The sequence below is a fragment of the Pseudomonas sp. PB106 genome, assembly GCF_009764645.1.
Taxonomy (GTDB): domain Bacteria; phylum Pseudomonadota; class Gammaproteobacteria; order Pseudomonadales; family Pseudomonadaceae; genus Aquipseudomonas.
Genome location: NZ_RWIM01000144.1, coordinates 1 through 9,011 on the forward strand (window position 1 = coordinate 1; position 9,011 = coordinate 9,011).

The 9,011-nt window shown below is 60.4% G+C and carries 5 protein-coding genes; all 5 read right to left on the reverse strand.

The features are described from left to right. Positions 1–104: 104 nt before the first annotated feature. The 5 genes from EJA71_RS19400 to EJA71_RS19420 all read right to left on the reverse strand — a co-directional run bounded on the left by EJA71_RS19400 (position 105) and on the right by EJA71_RS19420 (position 8,833). Complete coding sequence (locus EJA71_RS19400) at positions 105–1,547, reverse strand: sigma-54 dependent transcriptional regulator (protein ID WP_158959230.1); 1,443 nt, start codon at positions 1,545–1,547, stop codon at positions 105–107. Continuing rightward, complete coding sequence (locus tag EJA71_RS19405; RefSeq protein WP_158959231.1) at positions 1,516–3,006, reverse strand: HAMP domain-containing sensor histidine kinase; 1,491 nt, start codon at positions 3,004–3,006, stop codon at positions 1,516–1,518. The genes EJA71_RS19400 and EJA71_RS19405 overlap by 32 nt, the downstream gene beginning before the upstream one ends. Before the next feature lie 93 nt (positions 3,007–3,099). Beyond that, the gene (locus EJA71_RS19410) at positions 3,100–4,203 is read right to left on the reverse strand and encodes an SCO family protein (protein WP_158959232.1); all 1,104 of its coding nucleotides are present in this window, start codon (positions 4,201–4,203) and stop codon (positions 3,100–3,102) included. Then, positions 4,200–7,007 carry a multicopper oxidase domain-containing protein gene (locus tag EJA71_RS19415; RefSeq protein ID WP_158959233.1) on the reverse strand — a complete coding sequence of 936 codons (2,808 nt, stop codon included), beginning with the start codon at positions 7,005–7,007 and terminating at the stop codon, positions 4,200–4,202. The genes EJA71_RS19410 and EJA71_RS19415 overlap by 4 nt, the downstream gene beginning before the upstream one ends. A gap of 377 nt (positions 7,008–7,384) precedes the next feature. Beyond that, a complete protein-coding gene (locus EJA71_RS19420) occupies positions 7,385–8,833 on the reverse strand; it encodes an ATP-binding protein (RefSeq protein WP_158959234.1) in 1,449 nt (482 codons plus the stop codon). Between the last annotated feature and the right edge of the window lie 178 nt (positions 8,834–9,011).

Here is a 9,011-nt window from a genome sequence, read left to right on the forward strand (position 1 = left end):
CCGCGATGGCGTCCCGTCAGCCTGTAAATTTCGCGACTGACACTCCGTCATCGCGGGCAAGCCCGCTCCCACAGGGATTTGTGCTGGATCAACAATCTCCATTTTTACCACTGCCGTTTATCCGGCCGGGCGAGGCCAAGTTTTTCGATGCGGTAGCGCAACATGTCGCGGCTCAGGCCCAGCAAGCGTGCGGATTTGGTGACGTTCCAGTCGGTCTTGTCGAGCATCTTGCGCACCATGTCGCGTTCGACTTCCGGCAGGTTCATCGACTCCATATTGCTCGCCGGACGCGGTTCGTAGTGCGGCGCCGGTTCGTGATGCTGATGCTGATGCTGCGGTGGCAACTCGTCGCACAGGCTCATGCACACGTTGAGTTGATGCGCGGCAATCGTATCGCTCGGCGCCAGCAGCACGGTTTGCTCAAGCATGTTGCGCAGCTCGCGCACGTTGCCCGGCCAGGTGTAACTGAGCAGCAACTCCTCGGCCTGATCGCTGAAATGCAGATTGGGTTTGCCATAACGCTTGCCATGGCTGGCGAGGAAATGCCGCGCCAGCAGCAGAATATCCTCGCCCCGCGCATACAGACGCGGCACTTTGATCGAAATGATCCGCAGACGGAAAAACAGGTCACGGCGGAATTTGCCCTGCTGGACCATTTGCTCAAGGTTGCAGTTGGTCGCGCTGATCACCCGCAGGTTCACTTTGCGTTCTTTAACCGAACCGACGCGGCGAATCGTCCGGTCTTCCAGCAGCTTCAGCAGCTTGGCCTGCAACAGCAAGTCCATTTCCCCAACCTCATCGAGAAACAGCGTGCCGCCATCCGCCGCTTCGACCAGCCCGACCCGGCGGTCCTTGGCGTCAGTGAACGCGCCTTTCTCATGGCCGAACAGTTCCGACTCGACCAGATTCGACGGGATCGACGCACAGTTGAATTCAATGAACGGGCCTTTGCTGCGCGGGCCGTCGAAGTGCAGTGCGCGGGCCACCAACTCTTTGCCAGTGCCGGTCTCGCCTTCCACCAACACCGGCGGCAGATCGGTATTGGCCATGCGCCGCTCGGCGTCGAGCAATTGGCCGATGGTGTTCTTCAGATACTGCATCGGCGCCGAGTCGCCAATCAGCGCCTGCACCCCGGATTTCTGCGCCTCACGTTCCTGATAGAACGACAACGTGCGCTCCATCCGTTCAGTGGCCAGGGCTTTGTCGAGCAGCAGTTTGAGTTCCGGCAACGCCACCGGTTTGGTGACGTAATGAAAGGCACCCTCCTTCATTGCCACCACCGCGTCTTCGACGTTGCCGTAACCGGTCATCATGATCACTTTCAGATCCGGCGCGCTGACGCGCAGCTTCTGAATCAGGTCGTGACCGCTCATGCCCGGCAGCGAGTTGTCGGTCAGCACTATGTCGGGCATGAAGGTTTCCAGTTGCCCCAACGCGTCCTCCGCCGAATGGCAGACCGTCACCTCGAAGTCCTTGCGCTCCAGGTAGGTCTGAATATTTTCGGCCAGCAGTTCGTCATCCTCGACCAGCAGAATGCTGTGTTCCATATTCCCCTCCCGATGCCACTTTGAAGTTGAGACTGACGCGGGTTCCTTCCTGCTCGCGGCTGGTCAAGACGACCGAGCCCTGAAAACGCTCCATGATTCGTTTGACCAACGCCAGGCCAACCCCGAGGCCGCCCTGTTTGGTGGTGAAAAACGGCTTGAACACCAACAGTTGCTGCTGCGCGCTCATGCCCTTGCCGGTGTCGCTCAGGGTCATGCGTACGCTGTCGGGGTGCGGCGATTCAAATTCAACGGTGAGCACACCGCCCTTGGGCATGGCTTCGAGGGCGTTGGCAAACAGGCTATTGAGTATTTGCGTGAGCAACACCTTTTGACTGACGACTGGCGCGCAGCTTTGCGGACTGAATCGCACTTCGACGCCACTGCGTTTGATCAATGCATCAAATGCGCCAAAGGTGTCTTCCACCGCCAACATCAGATCGACGGCCTCACCGTCGTCATTCATCGGCCGCAGCGACACCAGCAACTCGCGCACCCAACGCGACATGCGGTCGACCTGACTGATGATGTCGCCAATATTGCGTTGCGCGCCGGGACTGGCGATTTCCTGGGCCAGTTCGGCGCTGGAGCGAATGGTCGCCAGTGGATTACGCAGGCTGTGTGCGACCGCTGAGGACATCTCGCCGAGGGCGACAAAGGTTTCGTTGCTGATCAGTTGTTGTTGCTGACTCTGCAGCAATTTAGCCGCGCGGCGGACGATCCAGAACAAGGCGAGAAAGATCGCCGCGCCGCCAAAAAACGTCGCCGCCCAGATCGATGCGAATCCACGGTCGATGCGGTCGACCAGATCCGACGGCTCCTTGTAGATCTCGACCATGGCGATGACTTTGCTTTTGTCGGCATTGAACATCGGGATGTAGTTCTCGATGAACAGGTATTTCGGCTCACGCAGCAGACGCTGTTCGGGGCGTTCATCGTCGATTTTGTGGTAGCTGGAGGACACCGGCACCTTCATCTCGAACGACTGATCGAGTTCGTCATCGTCGTCGATGTGCACACCGATCAGTTCGGCGTTGGTCGACCAGATCACCGTGCGATCCAATGCGTACACGGTGGCCAGGAGAATGTCCGGCAAGTGTTCGACGTGGTCGAGAAACTCGGTGCGCGCCGACGCCTGTAGCGCCGGATCAACATCGGGATAATGGTTGTCCTGACGAGGGTCGAGCATCTCGCCCATCGTGCGGTTCGGATTGATTTTGGCGTGACGCATTTCCGCCGCGCCAATGGCCTGAACGAATTGCGCGGTCAGCAGCGCATCGCGCTCCACGCTTTCGGTGACGACGAAGCGCGTGGAGATGTAACCGAGGCCCAGCGCCACCGCCGCGATGATGAAAAAACTGGCGAGCGAGAACCAGCGCAGCAGATTGAACTGCTCGCGCCAGCCCTTGCCTGCGACCGAAGCGTTCGGTGCAGTGGTTTTTTGTGCTTCCAGTCGCTGCATGGGAGTGCCCTGGAGTTTTGTATCGAGCCAGTTACAGCCATCAGTGTAGGTGGCTCTGGCCGTGACACACGGTTCAATGATGCTATTTCGCCGCTACTGCATACGACTCACCGCTGCGGCTGGATCGCCCGGTTTTACTGGCGTCAACGCCCCGTCGGCCACTGCGGCGGTGGACGGATGCTGGCGCTCGGTTTCGTCACTGAGAAAGTCGATGATCGACTGCGCGGACTGCTCGTCGAGGCGCAGGTTGGGCATCGGGATTCGCTCGTATTGCTCGTAGAGTTGCAGGGCAATCGGATCTTTTTCCGCGAGCAGGCGATCCGGTTCGCGAATCCAGCGGTTCAGCCATTTGCCGTCGCGGTTGCGGGTCACGCCGATCAGATCCGGGCCGATGCTGCGCATGCCGATGCCCTGACCGTCCTGCGGGCCGAGGCTATGGCACGAAGCGCAACGGGTGCGGAACAGTTCTTCGCCGTTGCTTGGCGGACGAATGTCCGGGGCATTGGCGTAGCTTTCTTCGATGCTCGGCTGCTTCCAGTTCTGCAGGGTGTTGGCCAGTTGATCGGCGAGGATCCACGGGTTTTCGAACGGCGAGGCTTTCATCCAGCGCCCGGTGCTCTGGTTGCCGACGATCAGGCTGAGGTTGTGATCCTTGGTGCGGCCATTGTCGACGCCGTCGATAAACAGCCCGAGCTTCTTGCGCAGGTCGGTGACGTCCGCGAATTCGCCGGTGAGAAACTTCCAGCCGGGGCCGACCTTGAAGCGCTGCGAGTAGGCCTTGAGCACTTCGGGCGTGTCGCTAAGCGGATCGATGCTGATCGAGTAGAAAAAGATGTCCTGGCCGACCCGATCACCGAGCAGTTTCTGCACTTGGCGCAGGCGTGCGGTTTCCAGTGGGCAGGAGTCACTGCACGACGTGAAGATGAAGTTGATCACCACCACTTTGTCTTTGATCAGGTCATCGAAGAAATGCACCTGCCGACCGTCCTGATCGGTCAGCAGGGTGTTGGGGAAGTAGTCGCCACCCCACGGGGTGGCGGATTCACTGGCCGCTGGCGGTGCGCCGACGCTGGCCTGGTGCGCCAGCAGCACGCGGCTGCCGAGCACACAGGCCACCAGCAGCAGCACCAGGTGCATGCCCAACGCCCGAGAGCGCGGGGTATGCAGCGCTTGGCTGTCGCCGTGGCGGCGGTTCATGGCTTGACGACCACTTGTGGGCCAAGACCATCGCCGTTGCGGAAGGTAGGCAGCGCAGCAGAATTGACGTAGCGCACACCGTCCCAGCTTGGCAGCGGTGTCGGCATCAACTGCAATTGCCCGGGCTTCTCAAGGTCCCAACGCAGCAGCATCGAGTTGTCCTCATGCTGGGTGTTGTGACAGTGCTCCATGTACGTCCCGGCGAACTCGCGGAAGTTGATCGCCATCTCGACGCTGTCCAGCCCATCGTTTTCCGAACCGATGCGATAGACGTCCTTGCGCGCCCATTTTTCCCATTCTGGCGGTGCCTTGCCGCCGCGACTGAGGATGATCCCCTCTTCGAAATGCACGTGTACCGGATGGCTCCAGCCCTTGCCGCCAGCCTTGATGTTCCACACTTCCAAGGTGCCGAACCCGGTCACACCGGCGTCGGTCGGGCCGCTGGACAACTGAGTCGAGGCGTTCAGCCGGCGCGGGTCCATGTGGTAACCGAAACCGCCGTCAGTCTTGACCGTCCACGGTGCTTCATCGGTGCCGTCGGAACGACCGAAGGTGAAGGTACGGTGACGCGCCTTGGCCAGCACGACTTTGTCGGCGGCGTTGTCGCGGTGCAGCTTCAGCGGAATCATCACCAGCCCTTCAGCCTTGCCCGGTTTCGCCGGTTCGTAGGCCGCCGGATTCATCGCCAGATCCTGGCCGGTGTAAGCCTTGACGTTGAGCTGCAGGAACTTGCCGACCACCGGATCGCCCTTGTCCCACTGCGGCCCTTTGCTGGTTTGCTTGATCACCGGCAGGTATTTCTCCGAGAGCACGTCAGCCAGCGAGATCACTTCTTTCGGGCCTTTGCCGTCGTCGTGGGCTTGCAGGTTGACGAAGAACAACTTGTCGCCAGGCTTGATGCCGTTTTTCGAGAAGTTGACGATGATGTCGAAGCGCTCGGCGATGCCCTGGGTCGGCAGGATCGCGTTGTGGTTCTGCTTATCGCCATCGGCGTCGAGGTCCATCGAGCCGTCGAACGGCACGCTGTGTTCCATGATGTTGCCGTCGTTGGCGATCATGTGGAACGGCACGCGGCTGTATGTGAGGCCGGAGTTTTTCGGCCCCTGGAACTCGCCGCCGCTGCCTTTGATTTCCCGCACCAGCGCCAGTTTGAAGTAGCGCGACACCGAGCCGTTGAGGATGCGGAAGCGATAGCTGCGCGCACGCACATCGAGGGTCGGTTTCCACTGCCAGTTGACCAGCATCTGATCGCCGATAAAGCCGTCGGTGTTGAACGGGTTGAACCACAACTGCCCTTCCTGATCCCAGGCCTTGTCGGCCAGCACCAGGTTGACGTCATAGTCGCGGTTACCCCACGGCAAGGCGCTGCCGCTCGGCAAACGCAGGTTGACGCCGTCGTTCACCGACTCGTTGCCGCGATCCAGCGCGCTGTAGTAGTTCATCATCGCCGCGTTGCCCTTGTAGACGTTCTGCGCGGTGAAATCGAGCATGTGGTCGTGGAACCAGTGGGTGCTCATGGTTTCACGCCAGTCGCCGCGGATCTTGATGGTGCCGTTGTCACAGGTCTTCTTCGCCGGCGCCAGGTCGTTGACCCACAGGGTTTCGCCCGGTGCGCAAGGGAATGCGGCGCGCGGGTCTTCGGCCTTGGTGTTGATGCTGTCGTAACCGGCGAGCTGGATCGGCCAGCGATAGTCGTAGAACTGCCCTGGGAAGAAGAACGCGTTGGCATAGCCGTCGCTTTCCGCCGGCGCGTGACCGTTGTGCTCGTGGGTGCTGATGGTGTGCAGGCCGAAACCGTGGTTGGCCGACGGATCGATCGGCAAGCCGTTGTAATGGCGCATCATCACCGGTTGGCCATAGCGCACCATCAACAGTTTCGGCGGCAGCGTGCCGTCAAAGGTCCACACCGAGTTGTGGTTTTGCACGGGCATCGCCGGGTGGAAACGCGGGTCGACGCCCTTGGAAGTGCCATCGGTCAGCGGTACACCAGCGACGTTGTGGTACAGGCCGCCGGGGCCGAATTCGCCGACGGCGTAATGGTGCATTTGCACACTGTCACGCAGACCACCGTTGAGCCGCGCACCGGTCTGCACGGTTTTGTAGGCCGCTTGCGGGTAGAACTCGTTCCAGCGCTGATGCGCCCAGCCTTTTCCTGGTGGCCGCCCTTCAGCGGATGAGCCGATGTGGCGGTTGAGGAACACCTCGATCTGCGCCTGCCACGGGTTGCGGTCGACGATGTTAGAGAATTGGCTCGGGAACGGGGTCAGTCCCGGCTGGCGCAGGAACGCATCGAGGGCAGTGCCGGGTGGCGCACTGCGGGCGACGTTGTTCGGGTCTTGCGCGGGCGCCGGGCCAATCGCTGCCGGCGGAAATGGCAGCGGCGCGGCCGGCGTGGTCGGGTCGAGTTTTTCCGGGCCGAACTCTTCGAACAGGGTCAACTGCTGGGTGAACGGCTGCGCGCCATAGAGCGGGCTCGGCTTGCCGTTGGTGGGGTAGTTGAAACTGGTCTGCACGGTCGGCGGCAGAATGTTTTCCGTGCGAGTCGAGTCGCGGCTGCCTTTGACGCCGTCGGGCAAGTCGAAGGAATCTTCGTTGGCCTCGGGCAGGGTCAGGATATTGTTGAGCGCCCCGGCGCGGTCGTCCGGTTCGTCGTAGTACGCCGACGGGTCGGAAGTTTCTGGCTGTCGCTCGTCATCGATGGGGCTAGCGCGAACGCCGGCCATGGTGCCGAGGGTCAACATCAGAAAGACGCTCAGAGGCGTCAGCAGAAAGGTGTTACTTGGGTCACGCGTTGTTTTGTCCATCACCAGCCGCCTCATCAAGGAAGGGGTGATGGTGTTTTGCAACTACTGCGCCAAGAAATTATTTCCAGTTGTAACAGAGACTTGAGCACGCTGTGGGTTTCCCCACTCCCCGGTGACCGGGGCTTGACACCCATTGGTGGGGGAAGTTCATAAATTTTTTATGTGGTGCAAACCTCATGTAGGAGCTGACGAAGGCTCGGGCCGCGATCGGACGATCTTTTGATCCTGGTTTTTGATCGTTCCCACGCTCTGCGTGGGAATGCAGCCCGGGACGCTCTGCGTCCCATTGGAACGCGGAGCGTCCCTTGAGTCATTCCCACGCAGAGCGTGGGAACGATCAATCAATAGATCGCAGGTCTTCGGCAGGAATGGGCAAGTCAGGGGACTAATTGAAAGGCCAGGCGCACGGTGGTGCCTTCGCCTTCGCGACTGTCCAGCGTCACGCCGCCACCAAAGCGCTCCATGATGCGTTTGACCAGCACCAGGCCGACGCCAAGGCCACCCGACTTGGTGGTGAAAAACGGCCGAAACGCCATGGTGCGTTGTTCTTCATTCATGCCCTTGCCGGTGTCGCTGAGCACCACGCACACGCCACGGTCATCACTCGGTTCCAGGCTGACGGTCAGCGTGCCGCCCTTGTCCATTGCTTCCAGAGCATTGGCCAGCAGGCTGTTAAGGATCTGCGTCAGCTGCACCGGTTGGCTCAATACCATCGGCGTATTTTGTGGGTGGAACACCACCTGCACGCCGGCCTTGGCAATCTGTTGCTCGAAGGCAACGAGGCTTTCGTGCAACGTCGCCACGAGGTTCACCGGTTCCGGGTCATCGTTGAGCGGGCGTAACGATTGCAGCAGCTCGCGCACCCATTTCGACATGCGATCGACCTGGCCGATGATGTCCTTGATGTTTTTCTCCGCCGGGCCGGCATCGAACTCCAGCGCCAGTTCGGCACTGGACCGAATGGTCGCCAGCGGGTTGCGCAAACTGTGCGCCACCGCTGAAGACATCTCGCCGAGGGCGACAAAGGTTTCATTGGCAATCAGTTGCTTTTGCTGGGCCGCGAGCAGAATCGCCGCGCGCCGCACGATCCAGTACAGCCCCAGATAAATCAGCCCGCCGCCGAGTGCGGTGGCCAGCCAGATCAGCGTCAGCCCACGTTCCATGCGTGCGATCAGGTCTTTGGGCTCCTTGTAGATCTCGACCATCGCCGTGACGTTTTTGCCTTCAGCGTCGAACAGCGGGATGTAGTTTTCGATGAAGATGTAATCCGGCGGGATGACGAACTTCTGTTCCTCGCGGGCCTTGTCGACGTCGTGGTAGCTGGCGGACACCGGAATTTTTTCGTTGAAGGCGCGATCGAGATCCTCATCGGCGTGGATGCTCGTACCGATCAGAACCGGGTTGGTCGACCAGATCACCTGGCGGTCAGGCGCGTAAATGTTGGCGAGAATCACGTCCGGCAAGTGTTCGATGTGATCGAGAAATTCGCCGCGTGCATCGGCCCGGGCCTGCGGGCTGACGTCAGGGAAATGCTTGTCCTGACGCGGATCGAGCAGCTCACCCATGGTTCGGATGTTGGGAATGGAAACGTGGCGCACCTCGGCTGACGCAATCGCCTGAATGAACTGCGCCGTGAGCAAGGCATCGCGCTGCACGCTTTCCTCGATCACGAATCGTGTAGAGACTGCCCCGAGCGCCACGGCGACCGTACCGATCACCGCCATGCTGATCAGTGAAAACCAGCGCAGCAGGTTGAACGACTGCTTGCGCGAGCTCAATCGGAGATTGCCCTCCTCGACCGGTAGAGATTTTGACTGCATGTTCATGGCGGCGACTTCCCGATACGTCCCTATAGGGTTATAGCCCACGGGTGGGGGTTTGCCCGGTTGCGGGGATATCGACCCGATGCACACCTCCCAAACCCACCCAAAATCCCTGTAGGAGCTGCCGAAGGCTGCGATCTTTTGATCCTGTTTCTAAATCAAGATCAAAAGATCGCAGCCT

Coding starts and splice junctions, on each gene's coding strand:
- EJA71_RS19415 (WP_158959233.1), bottom strand. CDS start 7,007: ATGGACAAAACAACGCGTGACCCAAGTAACACCTTTCTGCTGACGCCT.
- EJA71_RS19420 (WP_158959234.1), bottom strand. CDS start 8,833: ATGAACATGCAGTCAAAATCTCTACCGGTCGAGGAGGGCAATCTCCGA.
- EJA71_RS19405 (WP_158959231.1), bottom strand. CDS start 3,006: ATGCAGCGACTGGAAGCACAAAAAACCACTGCACCGAACGCTTCGGTC.
- EJA71_RS19400 (WP_158959230.1), bottom strand. CDS start 1,547: ATGGAACACAGCATTCTGCTGGTCGAGGATGACGAACTGCTGGCCGAA.
- EJA71_RS19410 (WP_158959232.1), bottom strand. CDS start 4,203: ATGAACCGCCGCCACGGCGACAGCCAAGCGCTGCATACCCCGCGCTCT.